This is a genomic window from Planktotalea sp. (assembly GCF_050633725.1).
GTDB lineage: Bacteria > Pseudomonadota > Alphaproteobacteria > Rhodobacterales > Rhodobacteraceae > Planktotalea.
Window position 1 is genome coordinate 1 of record NZ_JBOEHB010000029.1, and the last position, 20,071, is coordinate 20,071.

The window sequence follows — 20,071 nt, forward strand, 5'->3', positions numbered from 1 at the left end:
CAGATGGCGCGACGCGGACCGATCAAGTCTTCAACTATGATGACGGTCGGGTGCTAGATCGCGACTTCGACGCAAGTGGCCTGCGCACAATGCAGACCATGACGGATGTTGATGATCACTACAGCTGGGCGAGCTATACCCAGACGTTCGACGCCGAAGGTAACGTAACCGACACGACCTACGTCTACGATATCGCTTAAGCTCTTGCGCTCTGCGTGCCGATTTCGGCTTGCAGAGCGCCCCCGCGGTTCTTTGAGCGCTGGCAGGACGTGTTGACCTGCCGCGAACAGGGAGGGCATTACCGCATTCCGTCACGCCTATCCTGTGTAACCGCATGTCGGCGTAGAACACAAAACGACAAACCCGCAAAGCTGTGGAAGAGCCGAGAGACCTTATCGGCCTTTGTCATGAGCGCGCAAACGGCTCATTGTGACCGGGGTGATCCCCAAAAATGATGCAATTAAAGCGTGCGCAAAGGTGGCTTCATAACCGGGAAAGACTTGGCGAAACCATGCAAGTCGCTCAGCGCCACCAAGTGCCGCAAGGCACCATTCGCGATCCGCTTTCTGGCACAAGGCTTCGTGCAAAATACCATTGCCCCAATTGCGGACAGGTTCAGAAGTAATCATCCAATTTGTCAGCACGTCGCTGCTGATCTTGGCCAATGACGCGTCACTCGTCGCAACAATAGAGACGCGCGACACCCCGCCTTGTGTTCTGGCAATGTTTGGCGTGACAACACAGGGGCCGATGTAAAAGCCGACGCAAACTTCTTTGCCGTCTTGATCGCCGATGCTGCTTGCAAGGCATCCTTCCAAAAGAACAAACTCATTGGTTTCGCTGTCTTCCTGCCGTGTTAGATGTGCGCCTATTTTCAGATGAACCTGTTGCCAATCGGATGCAAATTCTTCGGTGCAGGCCGCATCGAGCAAGTCGGGTGATTGCTTCAGAAACCGAACTAGATTCATTTTGGCGTCTCTTATCAAATGATAATGCAAGTGGGCTCATGTGCAGGCACCTATGGCACAGAAACAGGAGTTTGCGAAATGACGAATAGATATCTACAGCAAAACGCAGGAGCTATTGCGATTGGGGCGGGGCTGGTTGCAGTGTTCCTCTATGGGGTGATGATGACAGTCACCTTGGCCAACATCCAAGCGATTTCGGGGCAACCTGCCTTCGATATGAGACCGTTTGGCTATGGCCCCAAGGACGCCGCGACGCTTCTTGACGCTTTAGGTGATCAAGGTCGCGCATATTATCTTAGCCGCCAGATCCCTTTGGATACGCTCTATCCCTCATTGCTCGCATTAACCCTAAGCGCCAGCATCCTCTGGCTCGGGCGAGGCTTGCATAACCGCAGGATTATCCACATCGGCGTCGCCTTTTCCATTGCTTGTGCTGTGTTCGTTTATAGCGAAAACTTTGGTATTGTCGCGATGCTCTGGAACTGGCCTGTTGTTTCGCCGACGCTGGTGCATGCTGTGAGCATAGCCACAATCCTCAAGTCAGGCGCAACAACCATTGCCATGTCGCTTGTTCTTTTCTTGGGTGTGAAACGGTTGGGAGTCGCCAAAACCGCAACTAGTGCTTAGCTTGGCTTAACTGCTCCGAATGGGCGTCTACCACCACGTCCGCTCGGAGCGCATCACCTTTGTGGCCCTAATTCTTAGACCGCTAAGTTGATAAGATGGCGGAGCGACAGGGATTCGAACCCTGGGAACCCTTTAGAGGCTCAACGGTTTTCGAAACCGTCCCGTTCGACCACTCCGGCATCGCTCCGCGAGGGTGGTGCGTTGCTCGGATACTGCTGCATCTGTTGCTGCGCAACAGCTTTTTGACCCGAGCTGCGCAAAGGGCGGACAAAAGGGCGGCAAGTCAGGCAAACGATGCGATTGCATTGGCAATGTCACCATTGCAGCCTATGATCGCGATTACCCAAAAGCATGTTCTCAAAAGAGGTTTTATGGCGCGTTTACTTTCTGCAGTTGTCAGTGTTTTTCTCGTCCTTGGATCCGTGCCAACCTATGCCAGCGAAGCCAGTGACACGCTTCTAAGCGCGCTAGGGATGGAGCGTATGGTAGAGCTTATGCGACTAGAGGGGCTCGAATATGCTGTCGAGCTTGGCGATGAAATGCTGCCGGGGGGATATACTGAAAACTGGGGTGAAATTGTCTCGCGGGTCTATGATACCGAAGCGATGGCTGTGTCCGTGCGCCGTGGTTTTGCCAAGGGGCTAGAGGGCGTCGATCTGGCACCGCTTGAGCAGTTCTTTTACTCTCCCAAAGGCTCGACCATAGTCGAGCTGGAACTCAGCGCGCGCGAAGCGATGATGGAGCGCGCAATTGAAGACGCTGCAAAAGAGACAGCACGCGGCTTTGAATTGGCGGGTGATGACGCTTTTCTTCTTGTGAAGGACTTTATCGCAGCAGGGGATCTCTTAGAGGCCAATGTAACCGGCGCGCTGAACTCTAATATCCAATTCTATCGTGGCCTTGTGGATGGGGGCGCGTTTGATTTGAGCGAGCAGGATATTCTGGAAGATGTCTGGAGCCAGGAAGAAGAGACCCGCGCGGAAACCCGTGATTGGCTCTATGGCTTTTTGATAATGGCCTACATGCCGCTAGAGCCGGGCGTGCTAGAGAGCTACACAGCGCTCAGCAAAACACCAGAAGGCAAAGCGCTGAACGCAGCGTTGTTTGAAGGGTTTGACAGCATGTATGGCGATATCAGCTACGGGCTAGGGCTGGCCGCCGCACGCGAAATGATGGCCGAAGATATCTAAACCGAAGCACTGCAATAGATCCAAGCGCTTAGGCTTGGATCAGTTTCGTGAACTTTGCAAAGGCTTCGAGCGGTGACTCGGCGTTCCAGATTTCTTCACCCAAGGCGAAAAAGTCAGTGATCGGTGCGAAAGTCTTTACCGATGCTTCATCAAGCGCGCCTTCTGCAACAATCGGCACCTCGATGATCTCGGACCACCATTGAAACAGCTCTTCGCTTGCGCGGGTTCCATCGCCCAAAGCGGCCTGTCCGATCGGGCCAAAGCTAACGTAGTCCGCGCCTGCTTCGCCTGCGTTCATACCGTCGTGCCGGGAAGAGCCGCAAAAGGCACCGACAATCGCGTCATCGCCTAGCATCTTGCGGGTCTTGGCAACGCGGCGCGCGCCATCGCTTAGATGAACCCCATCAAGACCGAGTTTTTCTGCCAACAGAATATGCTCATCGATGACCAATGCCACATCGCGCGTCGTCGTCGCTTCGCGCACGGCATCGGCGGCGCGACAAATGCGATCTTCATCTTGCGTGGCCAAAGCCAGACGCACACAGGCAATTTCAGCATGGTCCAAAACCTGCGCCAAAAGGGCAGGGAATTGCTCCAGCTCAAATTCTGGTGGCGTGATCAAATATAGCTGCGGTTGCTCGATATCGCTCATCTTGGATGCTCCGTCTGTGGCCTGTTGCAGCCGTTTCGCCCCCTATAGCCTGCCTTTTCGAGTTTGGCTACTTGGCTGGCAAACTACCTGTGAAATCAAGCGCGAGGGCAAGCAACTCGCAGCGCAACTCATCATCGCCGATCGCGTCAAGCGATACATCAACCAAACCGCCCATTGATCGCCCTGTCATTGTCATTTCCTCAACGCCGTCAAGCATCAAAGCCTTTGAATGATGTTCCTTCCCGACGCGGTAAAGCGCGCCGGTTTTGTGCACGCCGCAAAGCATATTTCCGTGATGCATAAAACAGATGCCACCGAACATACGTACCTCTTTCAGATCAAACAAATCATCGAGATCGCGGCGCATGAGTTCCGCGAGCCCTTCATCATAAGCCATCAGACGTCCCTTCGTAATTCAGACCTCTGTTATCACGCGCGCAGGGTCGGTGTCTCTTTATTCCTCTCTCTAGAAATATCCCGGGAGAGCGCGAGAGGGCTGGCCCTCTCGTATATTGTGTGAGCGCGAGAGGGCTGGCCCTCTCGTCTGTTGTTTGAGCGCAAGAGCCGCTTCCCTTGAAACCCGCGCCAAGCCCGCATATCAGCAGCCAAGTTCAATCAGGAGCGCGAGCATGCCCTCAGATCATCCTCAACCCAGTTTCGTTCTGGTGCGCCCGCAAATGGGCGAGAATATTGGCGCAGCAGCACGTGCCATGTGGAATTTCTCGCTGGATCGTATGCGTCTTGTCGCGCCGCGCGATGGCTGGCCAAATCCCAAAGCCACAGCAATGGCGAGCGGAGCAGGGCGTTTGCTAGATGAAGCGCAGTGCTTTGAGACCACCGCAGATGCGCTTGAGGACTGCACCTATGTTTTTGCGACAACCGCGCGTCAGCGCGGGCTCACGAAACCCGCGTTTTCGCCCGAAGGTGCCATGAAGCTCGCGGCGGAAAAAATCGCAAAGGGTGAAAAAGTCGCCGTACTTTTTGGTCCGGAGCGTGCGGGCATGGAAAACGACGACATCGCGCGCGCCAATGCGGTGATCAATGTTCCTGTAAATCCTGAGTTCGGCTCGCTCAATCTCGCGCAATGTGTGTTGCTCATTGGATATGAATGGCAACGTCAAGTGCTTGATATTACGCATGAACGTACCGAAATGGCCAAGACCGTTTGGGCCTCGCAGGGCGAAACCGAAGCGTTAGCAAAACACTATGAAGATCGCCTTGACGAGGCCGGATTTTTCTATCCGCCTGAAAAGGTCGACAGCATGCAGGTAAATCTGCGCAACATGTGGTCGCGCATGCCGTTGACCAAAGCTGATGTGCAAATGCTACATGGTGTTCTGCGCCAAATGGTACGTTGGAAAGATAAATCACAATAGATGCTTGAAGGGGCAGGGCCGCAGTCCTACCCTTTGTTTGGGCAACGCGAGCTAGAGGCCAAAGATGAGCAAAAAACGCAGCATTTTTGAAGAGGTGGAGAGCGCCGAAAAAGCGGCTCCTGTAACAGGAGGCATCGACAGCGCCAATCGCGGCGCGCGGCGTGGGATACGCATCTGGTTGATGGTGCTCTTTGCTCTGGTCGCGCTGATGATTGTGGTGGGCGGTTTGACCCGCTTAACCGACAGCGGCTTGTCGATTACCGAATGGAAGCCCGTCACTGGCGCCATGCCGCCTTTGAATGAGGCCGCATGGCTTGCCGAGTTTGATAAATACAAAGCAACGCCTGAATACAAACTGCAAAACATCGGGATGAGCCTGTCTGAGTTCCAGTTTATCTATTGGTGGGAGTGGGGACATCGCCAGTTGGGCCGCGTCGTCGGGCTTGTCTGGGCAATTGGTTTCTTCGGGTTCCTCCTTACGCGCAACATTCCAACCGGTTGGACCGGCAAGCTGCTTGGCATTGGTGCGCTTGGCGGATTGCAAGGCGCTGTGGGCTGGTGGATGGTCTCCTCTGGTTTGACAGGCAGCATGATTGATGTGGCCTCTTATCGCCTTGCAACGCATCTTGGTTTGGCCTTTGTCATACTTGGTTTCATCGCATGGTTTATCGTTGAGCTGAAATGCCAAGCGCGCGAGTTAATGCAATGCCGGCGCCACCGCGAGAGCAAACTGTTCTCGATGAGCACTGGTTTGATGCATTTCGCCTTCTTGCAAATCCTGCTCGGTGCTTTGGTTGCAGGCATCGATGCTGGGCGGACCTATAACGACTGGCCGTTAATGGCGGGGGATTTCATTCCTCCCTATCCCTTTGATCTAGAACCGCTCTGGCGCAATTTCTTTGAAAACGCAGGACTGGTGCAGTTCATGCATCGAATGGCAGGCTATGGGCTGTTCATCTTTGGAATAGCGATTTGGCGCCGTGCGCGAAAATCGCCCAATTCAGGCACACGCGGTGCATTCTCCGTCGTGCTTGCAATGATGGCGCTGCAAATGCTGCTTGGTATCTTCACCGTGCTCTATTCCGCGCCATGGCATATCGCAATTATCCACCAGATCGGCGCTGTTGCGCTTTGGGTCTTGATCCTACGCGCCCGCTTTTATGCGGGTTATCCGACACCAGATAGCCTGCGAGGAGCAGCAAAATGAGTGCATTTGACGATCTAATGGCGCACCAGCGCGAGACCGAAGCGCTCAGCGCGGTGATGGGCCGTTTAGGGTGGGATCAGGAAACCATGATGCCGCGCGGGGCAGCTCCGCAACGCTCTGAAGAAATGGCTGCGCTTGAAGGGGTGTTGCACGCCCGCCGCACCGATCCGCGTATTGGGCAATGGTTGGAGCAGGCCGAAGCCCCGAGCGAAGCAGGCAAGGCGCAATTACGATTGATCAAACGCTCTTATGAACGCGCGCAAAAGGTGCCCGCTGATCTTGCGCAGGCTTTGGCGAAACTCACATCGAAAAGCCAAGGGATCTGGGCGCAGGCGCGCGCGAATGAAGATGTTGCTGGCTTTTTGCCCACCTTGAAAGACGTGGTCGCCCTGAAGCGCGAAGAGGGCGCGGCGCTCGCGGCCGGGGGCGACGTCTACGATGCAATGTTGCAAGACTACGAACCCGGTGCCAGCGCTGAAAGCCTGAGCGCCATGTTTGCCGCCCTGCGCCCGCGCCTTACGGCTCTGCGGGATCAGGTCATGGCGTCAGAGCAGCCCTCTGCTTTGGACTTCGACTTTGACGAAGGCAAGCAGATGAAACTCACGCGTAAACTCGCCAAGGTTTTCGGCTATGACATGAGCCACGGGCGCGTTGACAAGGCAGTGCATCCCTTCTCAAGCGGCTCGGGCCAAGATGTGCGTATCACAACGCGTACCAGCCCGCGCGATCCGTTCAATTGCTTCTACTCGACCATCCATGAGGTGGGGCATGCCTGCTATGAGCAGGGTATCAGCGATGACTATCTACTGACACCCCTCGGTAGCGGCGTGTCGATGGGCGTGCACGAAAGCCAAAGCCGCATCTATGAAAACCAGCTTGGCCGTTCTCGTGCATTTTGCGGGTGGCTTTATGGCCAAATGCGCGATGTGTTTGGCGATTTTGGCGTTGCAGACGAAGACAGCTTTTACCGCACGGTGAATAAGTTGAACAAAGGCTTTATCCGCACAGAAGCGGACGAGGTCCAATATAATTTGCACGTGCTTTTGCGCTTTGATCTGGAACGCGCCCTGATTTCCGGTGATCTGGCTGTTGATGATCTCGAAGCCGCTTGGAACGATCGCTTCGTCGCCGATTTTGGGTATGCGGTGGACAAGCCTTCAAATGGTATGCTGCAAGATGTGCATTGGTCCGTCGGCCTGTTCGGCTATTTCGCGACCTATTCTTTGGGCAACGTCTATGCGGGCTGCCTCAATGAAGCGATGCGCACTGACCTGCCCAATCTGGATGAGAGATTGGCTGAAGGTGATCCTACGTCTGCCACGGAATGGTTGAACGAGGCGTTGCAACGCCACGGCGGGCTGCGTGAACCGCGCGCGACAATTGCCCACGCCTGCAGTGGTGTTGAACCGACTGAGGGTCCGTTGCTGAATTATCTGGAGCAAAAATTCAACGAGATTGCCGAATAAAATCTTCTGCGAAGATTTTGTCCGCTGTTTGTTTTTCTGCGAAAAACAAACTTTAGAAACGCCAAGCATTCTTCGCAGAAGAATAAACAAAGTAAGGATTTTCGCAGAAAATCCTTACTTTTTATCGCGCGCTTCTTTTTCTTCTTTGCTTAATGTTTGATTCCAAACGTTCTTTGAAATCCCAAGTTCGGGTTTCATTGGTTTGGTCTTTCCTTTTGTCACGGACCCGCCTTTCTTCAGGAATTCCTGAATAAGCGCATCATCCGTGTTGGCTTTTGGCACTTGTTTCATGTGCGTCCCCTTCGTCATTTACTTCAGCTGAGGACGCAGCGCGCGTCATCAGCTTTCTTGGTTTTCGCCGCCAGCGTCGTCACCAGAGCTGTCAATGTCTTCGTCACTTTGATCTGCTATCCACGCGACCGACACAACGCTCTCGTTTTTGCCCGTGTTGAACACTTTCACCCCGCCAGCCGAGCGGGAGCGGAAGGAAATGCCGTCGACGGGAACCCGAATGGATTGTCCCTTGGATGTGGCAAGCATGATCTGATCGTCCAATTCCACAGGGAAAGAGGCTACGACTTCGCCGCCGCGCATCGCCTTGTCCATTGCCGTGACGCCCATGCCGCCGCGCCCTCGCAATGGGTAGTCGTGGGAAGACGAAAGTTTACCCGCACCGCCAGAGGTGATGGTCAAGATAAGGTTCTCGATCGCGGACATCTCAGCATAACGCTCTTGTGGCAATTGGGTATTCGCATCGCCGTCTTCTTCCTCGGGCAGCTCTGCGTCATCAGCAAGCCCCGCCATTGCGCGTCGCATCTTGAGGTAGGCAGCACGTTCGTCAGAGGTCGCTTCAAAGTGACGGATCACCGACATGGAGACGACTGTGTCATCGCCCTGCAATTTGATGCCACGCACCCCGACAGAGGCGCGAGAGTTGAATACGCGCACGTCCGTGGCGCGGAAGCGAATGGCGCGGCCAGAGTTGGTGGTCAACATCACATCATCATCGTTCGACGCGATCCGCACATCAATTAGCGTGGTGCCTTCATGCTCGCCCTCGAACTTCATCGCGATTTTGCCGTTGCGCATGACATTGGTGAAATCGGACAGTTTGTTGCGACGCACGGTGCCTGCGGAGGTAGCAAAGACCACCTGCAAGTCGTCCCATTCTTTTTCGTCGCGATCGACAGGCATGATCGCTGCAATCGAAACACCTGTCGGGATTGGCAAAATGTTCACAATCGCCTTGCCTTTAGCCACGCGACCACCAAGCGGCAGGCGCCAGGTTTTAAGTTTGTAGCTCATGCCATCCGTGGTGAAGAACAACAGCTGCGTATGTGTGTTTGCAACAAAGAGCGTGGTGATTACATCCTCATCTTTGGTTTGCATACCAGCGACGCCTTTGCCACCGCGACGCTGCGCGCGGAAATCGGCCAATGGCGTGCGCTTGATATAGCCACCAGATGTGATGGTGACGACCATATCTTCGCGCTCGATCAGGTCTTCGTCTTCCATGTCGCCAGACCAGTCGACAATCTCTGTGCGACGATCTACGGCAAACTTGGCGCGAACCTCTTCAAGTTCGTTGGTGATGATGCCCAAAATGCGTTCTCTCGAACCGAGAATTTCCAAGTATTCTCTGATCTTTGCGGCGAGTTCTTTAAGTTCATCGGTAACTTCTTTGACGCCGATCTGTGTCAGACGCTGAAGACGCAGCTCAAGGATCGCACGGGCCTGCGTTTCAGACAGGTTATAGGTGCCATCGTCGTTCATTTTGTGGGTCGGATCATCAATCAGATTGATGTACTCGGCGATATCACTTGCTGGCCAACGACGTGTCATCAGCTTCTCACGCGCTTCCGCGGCATCGGCAGAGGCGCGGATCGTTGCGACGACCTCATCGACGTTGGTGACTGCAACGGCCAGGCCACATAGGATATGGCTACGCTCACGCGCTTTTCGTAGCTCAAACGCGGTGCGGCGCGCGACAACATCTTCGCGAAAATCAATAAAACTGGACAGGAAACGGCGCAAGGTGAGCGTTTCTGGACGACCGCCGTTCAGCGCCAGCATGTTGCAACCGAAGTAGGTTTGCATTGGGGTGAACCGGAAGAGCTGGTTCAGCACGACTTCTGGCGTTGCATCGCGCTTTAGCTCGACAACTACGCGCACGCCATTGCGATCACTTTCGTCTTGAACATGGGCAACGCCTTCGATTTTCTTCTCGCGCACCTGTTCGGCGATCTTTTCGATCATCGAGGACTTGTTCACCTGATATGGGATCTCATCAACAACGATCGCATACCGATCTTTGCGGATTTCTTCGACGTGGGTTTTCGAGCGAATGACGACAGAACCGCGGCCCTCAAGATAGGCTTTGCGCGCGCCTGAGCGCCCCAGCATAATGCCGCCTGTGGGGAAGTCCGGCCCCGGTACATATTCGATCAATTCTTCTGTTGTGAGGTCAGGGTTTTCAATCAAGGCAAGTGTTGCAGTGACCACTTCGCCAAGGTTATGGGGCGGAATATTCGTCGCCATGCCAACCGCGATACCTCCTGCGCCGTTGACCAACATGTTCGGATAGCGCGCAGGCAATACTGTAGGTTCGCGATCTTTTCCGTCGTAATTATCCTGAAAATCGACGGTATCCTTATCTATATCGGACAATAGGAAGGCGGCGGGCTTGTCCATCCGCACTTCGGTATAACGCATCGCAGCCGGGTTATCACCGTCCATGGAGCCAAAGTTTCCCTGACCATCCAGCAGTGGCAGCGACATAGAAAAATCCTGCGCCATACGTACCAGCGCGTCATAGATCGCACTGTCGCCATGGGGGTGATATTTACCCATAACATCGCCAACGGGGCGGGCAGATTTGCGGTAGCTCTTTTCGTGGGTGTTGCCTGTTTCGTGCATCGCATAAAGGATGCGGCGATGCACAGGTTTAAGCCCATCGCGCAGGTCGGGAATCGCGCGAGAGACGATCACAGACATTGCATAATCGAGGTAGGAGGTTTTCATCTCCTGCGTGATCGAAATCGAAGGTCCCGAATAGACGGACACCGGATTTGTGTTTTCGTCTTCGTTTTCAGGGGTTTCTGGTGTGTCGTTCACGTAAAATATCCCGTCTTTTCAACAGGCAAGCACATTGGGCGAGCCGCTATATTTTGTTGGCTCGTTTGTAACAGAAACATCATGTTGGGTGCAATGGGAAGTGCTACAAAAAGCGCTTCCCCCGACGTCGCTTGGGCGGATTAGTTTTCAAACATCCGCGAGTATTTGGTGCCCTCGATCGTCGCGCCAAGGCGGATGCCTGCTTGCCCGAAAATGATCCCAACAACGGGGGACATAGCGGTCGCGGTGTTGGTGCTGAGGGTTTCGCCTGCACCAAGGAAGGATGCATCCACATCGGCGCCAGCCGCCCAGCCGTCGCTTTCACGGAAATCGCGCAGGGCTTCTTCAGTCATGAAGAACAGAACATGCGCATATTGGTTCGCACCGATTTGCAGGCCGAAATTTGCTTTGGTTGCGGTAAAGTAATCCACCGACGTGCCGCCAATGCGCAAAGCGCCGCGCCCAAAGCCGCCACCAAAGCCAAGACCCGCTTCGGTAATCAGGGGCATTACCAGCATGCCTGTCGAGCGCGCAGCGATGGATCGCGTTTTAGGAAAGTCAGCATACATTTGCGACAGCGTCGCATCCACGCGGCCCTCTAGGCGATCTATGCCCGAATTATTACGGCGATTGTCACACGCGCCGAGCGCAAAAACGCCCGCGATACCAGAAAGCGCAAATGCGCGACGGGAAAATGTCGTCATTGAGTTACCTGCTCATAGCCTCGATTGCCCAACTCTTGTGGCTGGGTTTGCGTTGCTGTTAACGTAGCTGCGCCTAAAAGTCACCGCTCTCGGTGCGCGATCGGCGCAGTTACGCGTATCATGTTACCCATTTGCCAGAATTTCGGCGACGCGCGGGGCGAAATAACTCAGCACACCATCACAGCCGGCGCGCTTGAAACACATTAGGCTTTCCATCATGACCTTTTGGCCATCAATCCAGCCGTTCTTGGCCGCGGCTTCGATCATCGCGTATTCGCCGCTTACCTGATAGGCATAGGTCGGCACGCCAAATTCGCGTTTTACGCGGGTGCAGATGTCGAGGTAGGGCATCCCGGGTTTGACCATGACCATATCCGCGCCCTCCGACAGATCGCGCTGAATTAGGCGCATCGCTTCATCCGAATTGGCGGGGTTCATTTGATAGGTCTTCTTATCGCCCGTAAGCGCGCCAGACGCGCCAACCGCATCGCGGAACGGGCCATAAAAGCTGGACGCGTATTTCGCCGCATAGCTTAGGATCATCACGTTTTGATGCCCCTCGGCCTCAAGCGCGCTGCGCATCGCGCCAATACGCCCGTCCATCATATCTGAGGGGCCAATGATATCTGCGCCTGCGTCAGCCTGCGCGAGAGTCATTTTCACCAGAGCCTCGACGGTGCGATCATTGACGATTTCGCCGTTTTCGACAAAGCCGTCGTGACCGTTGATATTGTAAGGATCAAGCGCAACATCGGTCATCACCGCGATCTCTGGTGCGGCATCTTTGATTGCGCGGGTCGCTTGATTGCTTAGATTGTCAGGGTTCCACGCTTCGGCGCAGTCTTCGGTCTTGAGGCTCTCATCGGTGTAAGGAAAGAGGCAAATCGCTGGAATACCAAGGCTTTGCGCCTGTTTTGCAGCCTGAGCGATCTTGTCAACGGAGCGGCGCATCACGCCCGGCATCGAACTCACAGGCTCTTCTACGCCTTTGCCATCTCGCACAAAGATCGGCCAAATCAGATCCGCTGGCGTGAGCGTGTTTTCTTGCGTCAAGGCACGCAGAGCGGGCGTGCGACGTGCGCGACGAAAACGGGCAGCTGGGAAGGGGGCAACAGTGCGAGTCATGGGCGGCCTCATGGTGAATTTGTCTCGCTCAAGACCTGCCATGATGCGCGCGTTAGAACAAGGCTGGGAATTGCAGATAAGGACAGCTATATGAAGCGCGATATTTCTCTTATTCGCTTGAGTATTTGCTTTGGATCTGACCGACGCTCTGTTTGAACTAATCGACATGCGCTCTTTTTCGAACCTTTGGTTCTGGATTGCGCTGGCTGTTATGTGGTCGACGGCCTCGCATTGGGTGCTTGGCGTGCCTTATGATTTGGTCCTGCGTGCGCGCCGCTCTGGCGGTGACGCTGTAACCGACATGGAAGACCTTGTACGTATAAACGTGAAACGCTTGCTTTATATTGGCCGCATGTCTGGCCTTTGGCTGGCAGGGTTGAGCTGCTTTACGCTGACAGGATTGGCTCTGCTGGGCTTTGTCTATTGGGTGGAGATCGCTCAAGCGGTCTTTTTGTTGCTCGCACCAATGACTTTGGTCGGCCTGCTAAGCCTGAACACAGCGCGCCTGATCCAAGACGAAGGCGCAACGGGCGAGCAGCTTTATAAGCGTTTGTTTCGTCACAGAATTTCGATCCAGATCATCGGCATGGTGTCGATCTTTGTGACCGCAATGTGGGGCATGTATACCAATCTGGCGCTTGGGCCATTGGGTATTTAGCGCAGATATGAACACAAAATCACACATTACAGTCTCGGGCGCGCCCGAGGGTTTTGACGCCCAGCTTATTCTTCGCGAGATTGAAAAACACGGCTCGCCCGTGTGCCATATCGCGCGCGATGATAAACGGATGGTTGCGATGCAGGACGCGCTGCGCTTTTTCGCCCCTGACATGCCTGTGGTGGTCTTTCCGGGCTGGGATTGCTTGCCTTATGATCGCGTTTCGCCAAATGCAGATATCTCTGCGGCGCGTATGGCAACTTTGGCTGCGCTGGCGCATGGGATGCCCGAAAAATTTGTGCTGTTGACCACGCTCGGGGCGGCGACACAACGCATTCCGGCGCGCACCATTCTGCGCGAAGCTGCGTTTTCGGCCCGCGTCGGCGGGCGCGTTGATGAAAAAGCACTGCGAAATTTCTTGGTGCGGATGGGATTTGTGCAAAGTCCAACGGTGATGGAGCCGGGGGATTACGCTGTGCGCGGCGGCATCATTGATATTTTTCCCCCCGGTGAGCTTGGCCCCGTGCGCTTGGATCTATTTGGCGATGTTCTGGACGGCGCGCGCCGCTTTGATCCTGCCACCCAACGCACCACGGAAAAGCTTGAGGTGATTGAGCTGGCACCCGTGTCCGAAGTCATCCTAGATGAAGACGCGATCACACGGTTTCGTCAAAACTATCGCATCGAATTTGGTGCCGCTGGCACGGACGATCCATTGTACGAAGCGGTGAGTGCAGGGCGCAAACATCAAGGTGTTGAGCATTGGCTGGGCTTTTTCCACGAACGTCTTGAAACACTGTTTGATTATCTGCCAAACGCGACACTCACCTGCGATGATGCCCTGACCCCCGCACGAATTGCGCGCTGGGAGAGCGTCGAAGACCAGTACGAAACCCGCAAAATCGCGATGGGCGCGAAGAACCGAATGGATTCGGTCTACAAACCTGCGCCAGCAGAGCTGCTCTATCTGGATGAGGCAGCATGGGACAATGCAATCGCGGATCATCGCGTGATACAATTCGCAGCGCTGCCGCAGTCTGTTGGTCTAGGCGTTACAGATGCCAAAGGCCGCATCGGACGCAATTTTGCGCCAGAACGCCAGCAGGAAAGCATAAGCCTTTTCGGTGCTTTAGCGTCGCATGTTAAAGAGAAATTGGACCAGGGTCCGGTTGTTATTGCGTCCTATTCAGAAGGCGCACGCGAGCGGCTGTCGGGATTGATTGAGGACGAAGGCTTTACGGAAACCATCGCTGTGCGTGACGCAAAAGGCGTTGGGAAACACGGGCTGCATTTGGCGGTTTGGGCGCTCGAGCATGGCTTTGAAGCGCCCGATCTGACGGTGATCTCCGAACAGGATGTGCTTGGGGATCGTTTGATCCGCACCGCGAAGAAACGCCGCAAAGCCGAGAATTTCCTGACCGAGACGCAAAGCCTGAACCCTGGTGATTTGGTCGTGCATGTGGATCATGGGATCGGGCGATATCAGGGTCTTGAGGTGATCACGGCAGCAGGCGCGGCGCATGAATGTATCTTGCTTGATTACGCTGAAAACGCGCGACTGTATTTGCCTGTCGAAAATATCGAACTGCTGAGCAAATATGGCCATGAAGAAGGGCTTTTGGATCGCCTTGGCGGCGGTGCATGGCAAGCGAAAAAGGCCAAGCTGAAAGAGCGCATTCGCGAGATGGCGGACAAGCTTATTCGCGTTGCGGCCGAGCGCGCGCTTCGCCGCGCGCCGATTATGGAGCCGCCGCCCGGCATGTGGGATGCCTTCTCTGCGCGTTTTCCCTATCAGGAAACAGATGATCAATTGCGCGCTATTAGCGATGTTTTGGGCGATATGGGATCGGGCCAGCCGATGGATCGCCTTATCTGCGGCGATGTGGGCTTTGGCAAAACCGAAGTCGCGATGCGCGCGGCTTTCATTGCGGCAATGTCAGGTGTTCAGGTGGCAATCATCGCGCCCACAACGCTGCTGGCGCGTCAACACTACAAGAGCTTTGCCGAGCGCTTTCGCGGATTTCCTATCGAAGTCCGTCCACTATCGCGCTTTGTCACCGCCAAAGAGGCCGAACAAACACGCAAAGATATGGCTGCGGGCGTGGTCGATATCGTTGTTGGCACCCATGCATTGCTCGCCAAGAACACCAAGTTCAACAACCTCGGGCTTTTGATCATTGATGAAGAACAGCATTTTGGCGTCGGGCATAAAGAGCGGTTGAAACAACTGCGCACGGATATTCACGTGCTGACGCTCACGGCGACCCCGATCCCGCGTACTTTGCAGCTTTCTTTGTCAGGGGTGCGTGATCTGTCGATCATCGGAACGCCGCCTGTGGATCGCTTGGCAATTCGCACCTATGTCAGCGAATTTGACGCCGTGACCCTGCGCGAAGCGTTGCTGCGCGAGCATTATCGCGGCGGGCAGTCGTTTTATGTGGTCCCGCGCATTTCAGACCTGCCTGAGATCGAAGCTTTCTTGAAAGAACAACTGCCTGAGCTGACCTATATGGTGGCGCATGGGCAGATGGCGGCGGGTGAGTTGGATGATCGTATGAACGCCTTTTATGACGGGAAATACGATATCTTGCTGGCGACCACGATTGTGGAAAGCGGCTTGGATATTCCAACGGCCAACACGATGATCGTGCACCGTGCAGATATGTTCGGCCTTGCGCAGCTCTATCAAATTCGCGGGCGTGTCGGGCGCTCTAAAACGCGCGCCTATGCTTATCTGACCACGAAACCACGGGCGAAATTGACCTCGACCGCCGAAAAGCGTTTGCGCGTTCTTGGCTCGCTCGACACGCTTGGGGCTGGTTTCACGCTTGCCTCGCAAGATTTGGATATTCGCGGGGCGGGTAATTTGCTGGGCGAAGAGCAATCCGGCCAGATGCGCGATGTGGGCTATGAGCTGTATCAATCCATGTTGCAGGACGCGATTGCGAAGATCCGCTCGGGCGAGATGGATGGGTTGTCGGTGAATGATGATCAATGGGCACCTCAGATCAATCTGGGGGTTCCCGTGCTTATCCCTGAAGATTTCGTGCCTGATCTGGATGTGCGGCTTGGTCTGTATCGCCGTTTGTCGTCTTTGACCACGAAGGTTGAGCTTGAAGGGTTTGCAGCAGAACTGATTGACCGTTTTGGCAAGCTTCCGAAAGAGGTGAATACGCTGATGTTGGTCGTGCGCATTAAAGCGATGTGTAAAAAGGCAGGCATTTCCAAATTGGATGGTGGCCCGAAGGGGGCGACGATCCAGTTTCACAATGACAAATTTGCCTCTCCAGAAGGGCTCGTGTCCTTTATTCAGAGCCAAAAGGGTCAGGCGAAAGTGCGCGACAACAAGATTGTCTGCCTGCGTGAGTGGAAGACGGACGTAGAGAAGATTAAAGGCGCATTTGCGATTGCGCGCGATCTCGCGGAACATGCCGGCGCAATAAAGCGAAAAGCAAAGCCTTCGGATCGCTAAAGCGATCCGACCGACTGGGGGCCAGCCCCCAGACCCCCGAGATATTTAGGGACCAAAGAAGGAGGGGTTAGCTATTCGCTTTGAACCAGGTTTGGATTTTGGGTGAAAGCCATGCCCATAAGCCAGGCGCGCCGCGCGCGATTTTTGAGCCGACGCGGGATTCGATTGTCTCATAACTGACGCCGTAGTCTGTCCAGCTTCCGCCATGGGCCATCAAGTTTTGGTTGGGGGGCTGGAAGCGATCAAGGGATTTGGCAAAGACTGCATCTGGCGTGCTTGCGGCCTCGAATTCTTCCCAAAGTGCACGTAGGCTAGCGTTTTGATCTTCGGGCAGCAGGGAAAAGATGCGATCGGCTGCTTTGGTTTCTTCGGCTTCCATCGCGGTGATGTCGTGATCACCAAAGATCGGCGCATCGCCTGCGTCGATTTCTACCAGATCATGCAGCAAGAGCATTTTTATCACGCGATTGATATCGACGCCTGCGGGCGCGTGTTCAGCCAAAACCAGCGCATAGAGCGCGATGTGCCAGCTATGTTCGCCAGAGTTTTCGTTGCGCGAGGCATCGCCCAACGTTGTTGCGCGGATGACAGATTTGAGTTTGTCCGCTTCATTGAGAAACGCCATCTGCGCATCAAGGCGATTGCTCATTCTGCATCCAGTTTTGCAGCGGCGGCGTCAATGCGGTCTTCAAGCAGTTTGCGCGCGCGGATAAGCGCCATGCGCACGCGCGCTGCCGTCATAAAGGCTTCTTCCGCCGTTGTTGAGGAACTGGCAAGGTGCTTGCCAATATCCACAACAAGTTCTTCGTCGCCAAGGGCTGTCGCGGCTTCAATTGCATCCTTGGCCAAATCGTCTGCCAGTTTGTCAATGATAGCACTCATCGCGTCGCTCCTTTAGCGCGTGGTCTCCGTCAAGCGGCGTTTCACGTAGGTTTGTACGTTGCCGATCATCGTATCCATATGGGGCTCTTCAAAGAAGTGGCCCGAACCTTCCAGCTCTTGATGGGTGACGGTGATGCCTTTTTGCTCGTGCAGCTTGTTCACAAGCCCGACAGTGTCAGCAGGCGGTGCAACGCGATCCGCAGAGCCATTGATGATCAGGCCAGAAGACGGGCAGGGTGCGAGGAAGCTGAAGTCATACATATTCGCGGGCGGGCTGACCGAGATAAAGCCTGTGATTTCCGGGCGGCGCATCAAGAGCTGCATACCGATCCAAGCGCCAAAGCTAAAGCCAGCGACCCAGCAATGTTTGGAGTTGTTGTTCATCGACTGCAAATAATCGAGTGCGGAAGCCGCGTCAGACAATTCGCCAACGCCTTGATCATATTCGCCTTGGCTGCGACCAACGCCGCGGAAGTTAAAACGCAGAACCGTGAAGCCCATATTATAAAATGCGTAGTGCAAGTTATAGACGACCTTGTTGTTCATCGTTCCGCCGAATTGCGGATGCGGGTGCAATACGATCGCAATCGGTGCATCGCGCTCTTTTTGCGGGTGATAGCGCCCTTCAAGGCGACCTTCTGGACCTGGGAAAATGACCTCGGGCATGTCTCGTAAACTCCTGCGGAAAGCATCTTTGCTATTCTTGACGAATTTGCTGGGACACTTTAGAACAATTCTAAGCTGAGCAAGGCTCTGCCATCGCACAGCAGATAGGCAAGCTTTGCACGAAGGTCAATCTAATCAGTGTGTTTGCCAAGGTTTGGTGGACGTTTTGCGGTCAAAAGAAGGTTAATCCTGTGAAGCTATCTACAAAAGGCCGTTATGCGATGGTCGCGCTCACTGATATTGCGCTGCACGGAAGCGCTGGTCTTGTCACTTTGGGCGACATTTCCAAGCGACAAGATATCTCGTTGCCGTATCTTGAGCAATTGTTTGTCAAGTTGCGCCGCGCGGATCTGGTTGAATCTGTACGTGGTCCGGGTGGTGGATACCGGCTTGCGAAACCAACTTCGGAAATTCGGGTGTTGGATGTGTTGGGCGCGGTCGATGAAACGGTCGATGCGATGCACAAAGGGGCAGGTGCCTCTGGCGGATCGTCTGGATCACGGGCCCAGTCCATGACCAATCGTTTGTGGGAGGGGCTTAGCGCGAATGTCTATGTTTACCTGCATCAAACGCGGCTTTCGGATGTTGTCGGCAATGGTCTTGCGCCATGCCCGGCTGTGCCGTCCTTGTTCGATTTCGTGGACGAGTGATGCGCAGAACCTATCTTGACTATAACGCGACGACGCCGCTGCGCGTTGAGGCGCGCGATGCGATGATCGCGGCGATGGATGCTTTTGGCAATCCGTCCTCTGTGCACGCGGAAGGGCGCGCGGCGAAGTCTATCGTGGAAAAAGCCCGCGCTCAGATCGCAAGTGCTTTTGGCGCAGATGGCGCCGATATCGTCTTTACCTCAAGCGCAACTGAAGCGGCGGCGCTCGCCTGCGCAGGAAAAGAGTTGTGCAGCGCGCGACTTGAACATGATGCGGTGCTTGCGTGGACGACTGGCGCGCTCGCGGTTGATACAGATGGCACAGTGGCGATCGACGCGCCTGAAGCAAGTGCCTTGCAGTTGGCAAACTCCGAAACGGGCATTTTGCAAGACCTGCCTCAAGGATTGGCCGTTTCGGATATGACGCAAGCCTTTGGAAAGATGCCCGTCGCATTCAACTGGTCTGGTGCGTCTATGGCGCTGATTTCGGCGCATAAACTTGGCGGACCAAAGGGAATCGGCGCTTTAGTGCTCAAGCGCGGTATAGATATTCCTGCGCAGATCAAGGGGGGCGGCCAAGAAATGGGACGTCGCTCTGGCACTGAAAACATTATAGGAATTGCTGGTTTCGGCGCTGCTGCGCAAGCTGCACAGCGTGATCTTGAGGCGGGTGTTTGGAGCCGCGTTGAGAAACTTAGAATAATTCTAGAAAACACCATTGCAGATCGCGCAAAACACACTATTTTTGTCGGGAAAGATCAAAGGCGCCTGCCAAATACATCTTGCATTCTAACCCCTGGTTGGAAGGGCGAAACGCAGGTCATGCAAATGGACTTAGCCGGGTTTGCTGTTTCAGCGGGTTCTGCTTGTTCGAGCGGGAAAGTAAAGGCCAGCGGTGTCTTGATGGCGATGGGCTTTGATGAGATAGCGGCGGCAAGCGCCATTCGGGTTTCCTTGGGGCCTGAGACAACAGAACAAGACGTGCTGGCTTTCGCGGATGCGTGGCTGGCCCAACATGATAAATTCCGCGCGCGCGCGGCGTAAGAACACGAACAGGAGGCCGTCATGGCAGCATTGGACCAAGTAGCAGATTCTGGCGTCAAGGATGGCGTTGATCAGGAAACAGTCGATGCGGTGCGCGAAGTTGGCGGCGCATATAAATACGGCTGGTCTACAGACATTGAAATGGACTACGCGCCAAAAGGTCTGAATGAAGACATCGTGCGTTTGATCTCGTCCAAAAACGATGAACCCGAGTGGATGACCGATTGGCGCCTTGAGGCGTACCGCCGTTGGCTGACCAAGACAGAGCCTG

The 20,071-nt window shown here is 54.7% G+C and carries 20 protein-coding genes, 1 tRNA gene and 1 pseudogene; 11 read left to right on the plus strand and 11 right to left on the minus strand.

Translation table 11 applies throughout. The features are described from left to right. Nucleotides 1-200: hypothetical protein (locus ACRBCU_RS17500; protein WP_431366684.1), on the plus strand; the 200-nt coding region annotated here is incomplete at its 5' end. 192 nt (nucleotides 201-392) lie between these two features. On the opposite strand, the gene ACRBCU_RS17505 is transcribed toward ACRBCU_RS17500, so the two are convergent. Beyond that, nucleotides 393-968 (minus strand): Crp/Fnr family transcriptional regulator, encoded by a 576-nt coding sequence (locus tag ACRBCU_RS17505; RefSeq protein ID WP_431366685.1) that lies wholly within the window; start codon nucleotides 966-968, stop codon nucleotides 393-395. Between the two features lie 78 nt (nucleotides 969-1,046). Here ACRBCU_RS17505 and ACRBCU_RS17510 point away from each other — a divergent pair, with 78 nt between their 5' ends. After that, complete coding sequence (locus ACRBCU_RS17510) at nucleotides 1,047-1,595, plus strand: hypothetical protein (RefSeq protein ID WP_431366686.1); 549 nt, start codon at nucleotides 1,047-1,049, stop codon at nucleotides 1,593-1,595. 96 nt (nucleotides 1,596-1,691) lie between these two features. On the opposite strand, the gene ACRBCU_RS17515 is transcribed toward ACRBCU_RS17510, so the two are convergent. Continuing rightward, nucleotides 1,692-1,782 (minus strand) — tRNA-Ser (locus ACRBCU_RS17515). 184 nt (nucleotides 1,783-1,966) lie between these two features. On the opposite strand from ACRBCU_RS17515, the gene ACRBCU_RS17520 reads away from it, so the two are divergent. Further along, nucleotides 1,967-2,785, plus strand: coding sequence for a DUF2059 domain-containing protein (locus tag ACRBCU_RS17520; protein ID WP_431366687.1), 819 nt, complete (start codon nucleotides 1,967-1,969; stop codon nucleotides 2,783-2,785). Nucleotides 2,786-2,813: 28 nt separating this feature from the next. Here the strand turns inward: ACRBCU_RS17520 and ACRBCU_RS17525 are convergent, their stop codons facing one another. Then, on the minus strand, nucleotides 2,814-3,437 hold the full coding sequence (locus ACRBCU_RS17525; RefSeq protein WP_431366688.1) for a thiamine phosphate synthase: 624 nt from the start codon (nucleotides 3,435-3,437) through the stop codon (nucleotides 2,814-2,816). A gap of 67 nt (nucleotides 3,438-3,504) precedes the next feature. Next, the gene (locus tag ACRBCU_RS17530; RefSeq protein WP_431366689.1) at nucleotides 3,505-3,834 is read right to left on the minus strand and encodes a TfoX/Sxy family protein; all 330 of its coding nucleotides are present in this window, start codon (nucleotides 3,832-3,834) and stop codon (nucleotides 3,505-3,507) included. A 232-nt stretch (nucleotides 3,835-4,066) separates the two neighbouring features. Here ACRBCU_RS17530 and ACRBCU_RS17535 point away from each other — a divergent pair, with 232 nt between their 5' ends. The 3 genes from ACRBCU_RS17535 (at nucleotide 4,067) to ACRBCU_RS17545 (ending at nucleotide 7,486) form a co-directional block, all read left to right on the plus strand. Then, nucleotides 4,067-4,813, plus strand: a complete 747-nt coding sequence (locus ACRBCU_RS17535; RefSeq protein WP_431366690.1) for an RNA methyltransferase — start codon at nucleotides 4,067-4,069, stop codon at nucleotides 4,811-4,813. 64 nt (nucleotides 4,814-4,877) lie between these two features. After that, the gene (ctaA, locus tag ACRBCU_RS17540; RefSeq protein ID WP_431366691.1) at nucleotides 4,878-6,020 is read left to right on the plus strand and encodes a heme A synthase; all 1,143 of its coding nucleotides are present in this window, start codon (nucleotides 4,878-4,880) and stop codon (nucleotides 6,018-6,020) included. Beyond that, nucleotides 6,017-7,486, plus strand: a complete 1,470-nt coding sequence (locus ACRBCU_RS17545) for a carboxypeptidase M32 (protein WP_431366692.1) — start codon at nucleotides 6,017-6,019, stop codon at nucleotides 7,484-7,486. Before ctaA ends, ACRBCU_RS17545 begins: the two co-directional genes overlap by 4 nt. Nucleotides 7,487-7,600: 114 nt before the next feature. Here the strand turns inward: ACRBCU_RS17545 and ACRBCU_RS17550 are convergent, their stop codons facing one another. The 4 genes from ACRBCU_RS17550 to hemB form a co-directional block, all read right to left on the minus strand. Next, complete coding sequence (locus ACRBCU_RS17550; protein ID WP_431366693.1) at nucleotides 7,601-7,777, minus strand: hypothetical protein; 177 nt, start codon at nucleotides 7,775-7,777, stop codon at nucleotides 7,601-7,603. A 48-nt stretch (nucleotides 7,778-7,825) separates the two neighbouring features. Beyond that, a complete protein-coding gene (gene gyrA / locus ACRBCU_RS17555) occupies nucleotides 7,826-10,600 on the minus strand; it encodes a DNA gyrase subunit A (RefSeq protein ID WP_431366694.1) in 2,775 nt (924 codons plus the stop codon). A gap of 140 nt (nucleotides 10,601-10,740) precedes the next feature. Next, nucleotides 10,741-11,304: a YSC84-related protein gene (locus ACRBCU_RS17560; RefSeq protein WP_431366695.1), complete on the minus strand. Its 564-nt coding sequence runs from the start codon at nucleotides 11,302-11,304 to the stop codon at nucleotides 10,741-10,743. 123 nt (nucleotides 11,305-11,427) lie between these two features. Then, entirely contained in the window at nucleotides 11,428-12,429 is a 1,002-nt protein-coding gene (gene hemB, locus ACRBCU_RS17565) for a porphobilinogen synthase (protein ID WP_431366696.1), read from the minus strand. 166 nt (nucleotides 12,430-12,595) lie between these two features. Here hemB and ACRBCU_RS17570 point away from each other — a divergent pair, with 166 nt between their 5' ends. Continuing rightward, complete coding sequence (locus ACRBCU_RS17570; RefSeq protein ID WP_431366703.1) at nucleotides 12,596-13,087, plus strand: component of SufBCD complex; 492 nt, start codon at nucleotides 12,596-12,598, stop codon at nucleotides 13,085-13,087. A gap of 7 nt (nucleotides 13,088-13,094) precedes the next feature. Further along, nucleotides 13,095-16,559 carry a transcription-repair coupling factor gene (gene mfd, locus ACRBCU_RS17575; RefSeq protein WP_431366697.1) on the plus strand — a complete coding sequence of 1,155 codons (3,465 nt, stop codon included), beginning with the start codon at nucleotides 13,095-13,097 and terminating at the stop codon, nucleotides 16,557-16,559. Between the two features lie 67 nt (nucleotides 16,560-16,626). Here the strand turns inward: mfd and ACRBCU_RS17580 are convergent, their stop codons facing one another. The 3 genes from ACRBCU_RS17580 to ACRBCU_RS17590 are packed head-to-tail and all read right to left on the minus strand — an operon-like array spanning nucleotide 16,627 to nucleotide 18,107. Then, entirely contained in the window at nucleotides 16,627-17,208 is a 582-nt protein-coding gene (locus ACRBCU_RS17580) for an HD domain-containing protein (protein WP_431366698.1), read from the minus strand. Next, the gene (locus tag ACRBCU_RS17585) at nucleotides 17,205-17,441 is read right to left on the minus strand and encodes a hypothetical protein (RefSeq protein ID WP_431366699.1); all 237 of its coding nucleotides are present in this window, start codon (nucleotides 17,439-17,441) and stop codon (nucleotides 17,205-17,207) included. The genes ACRBCU_RS17580 and ACRBCU_RS17585 overlap by 4 nt, the downstream gene beginning before the upstream one ends. A 12-nt stretch (nucleotides 17,442-17,453) precedes the next feature. Next, nucleotides 17,454-18,107 carry an alpha/beta hydrolase gene (locus ACRBCU_RS17590; RefSeq protein WP_431366700.1) on the minus strand — a complete coding sequence of 218 codons (654 nt, stop codon included), beginning with the start codon at nucleotides 18,105-18,107 and terminating at the stop codon, nucleotides 17,454-17,456. 191 nt (nucleotides 18,108-18,298) lie between these two features. On the opposite strand from ACRBCU_RS17590, the gene ACRBCU_RS17595 reads away from it, so the two are divergent. From ACRBCU_RS17595 to ACRBCU_RS17605, 3 genes and pseudogenes are all read left to right on the plus strand, one after another. Continuing rightward, nucleotides 18,299-18,757 carry an Rrf2 family transcriptional regulator gene (locus ACRBCU_RS17595; RefSeq protein WP_431366701.1) on the plus strand — a complete coding sequence of 153 codons (459 nt, stop codon included), beginning with the start codon at nucleotides 18,299-18,301 and terminating at the stop codon, nucleotides 18,755-18,757. After that, the gene (locus ACRBCU_RS17600; protein WP_431366702.1) at nucleotides 18,757-19,800 is read left to right on the plus strand and encodes a cysteine desulfurase family protein; all 1,044 of its coding nucleotides are present in this window, start codon (nucleotides 18,757-18,759) and stop codon (nucleotides 19,798-19,800) included. Before ACRBCU_RS17595 ends, ACRBCU_RS17600 begins: the two co-directional genes overlap by 1 nt. Nucleotides 19,801-19,821: 21 nt before the next feature. Further along, nucleotides 19,822-20,071: pseudogene (locus tag ACRBCU_RS17605) on the plus strand (Fe-S cluster assembly protein SufB); the annotation flags it as partial.